Origin of the sequence: Tatumella terrea, assembly GCF_039523755.1 — a bacterium.
GTDB lineage: Bacteria > Pseudomonadota > Gammaproteobacteria > Enterobacterales > Enterobacteriaceae > Tatumella > Tatumella terrea.
Window position 1 is genome coordinate 1 of record NZ_BAAAFX010000033.1, and the last position, 1,083, is coordinate 1,083.

Annotated in this window: 1 protein-coding gene; it reads right to left on the reverse strand. The window is 45.1% G+C overall.

Annotation, left to right across the window (positions count from 1 at the left end):
- Window positions 1–166: 166 nt before the first annotated feature.
- Window positions 167–1,066, reverse strand: coding sequence for a replication initiation protein (locus tag ABD035_RS17580; protein ID WP_343871384.1), 900 nt, complete (start codon window positions 1,064–1,066; stop codon window positions 167–169).
- Window positions 1,067–1,083: the final 17 nt, after the last annotated feature.

Here is a 1,083-nt window from a genome sequence, read left to right on the forward strand (position 1 = left end):
AAGTAATTAGCATTGGAAAAATTATAAACCATCCGAAGAACGGTTGATTTACCATATCCGTTAGGTGACGTAATTATGTTTACATCATTGTTAAAAAGAAGCCTATAGTTAAACTCTTCAAAAAGGCCATCTATTTTAACTCCTTTTATTTCAAACTTTTTGTCTCTCATTTGGCTCTCCGATAATACGTAGCTCTACTTATCCCTAAGTCAAGCCAAGGTTTAGATTGCTCTAAAGATAGGGGATCTATAGGCCTCCCTCCACCTCTACTTTTTCTTCCTCTCAAGGATTGAATCTCTTTGCTATGCGTTTTTTGAACATAAAAATTAAAATCCTCTTTTGAGAATTTCTCTTTTACCCACTTAGCAATGCTTTTCGCAATGCCCATGGTTTCTTTATCATTTAATGGTATCGAAAACTGTAAGTTATAAGCATGAGCACGATCATAACATGCTTGAAGCCACTGGTCGTACTCAGGCCAGCCCTGACGGATAGCGCGGTATGCCCATTTCCGCGTTTTATCGAACAGTGTGCAATTACGACCTAAGCCATAGTCAGCGACGATTTCTTTGTCGTTCGCAGCGTTCAGGTTGAGTGAGTCGGCTAACCAGTCCAGCGTGTAGAGTTCAGGCTGCCATACGGCAATTTTCCAGTGACTATGGTTCGGATTCTTGCAAATTAGCCCTGAATACCCAGCGTCAGCGCTCAATTTTTTACGTAGCGCGTTCTCTACGGCAGCTGCATAGCGTAATGGCTTCATTTTTCCGTCTGGCGCAGTACGTATCGAGGTTTCCAGCGCGTAAAGCAGGTGCGCGTGTCCGTTTTCTGGATTGGTGATGGTCAGTGTAGGCGCGGGAGCGTTGCGGTCGCTCCAGTCAATGGCTGCACCGATGCGGTCAACATCAAATCCCAGCCAGAACATGGCGTGAGGCTGATTGAACTGGATGTATTTCGCCAGAATGGCGCGTTCTTTCCCTGCGATGCGTACACCAAAGTGCAAATCATCCGAGAAGTACGGTTTGTGCGGTAAGCGGTCGTTGAAAAGTTCGAGTGCTGCGTTATTCAATTCGCCCTGCGCTTATG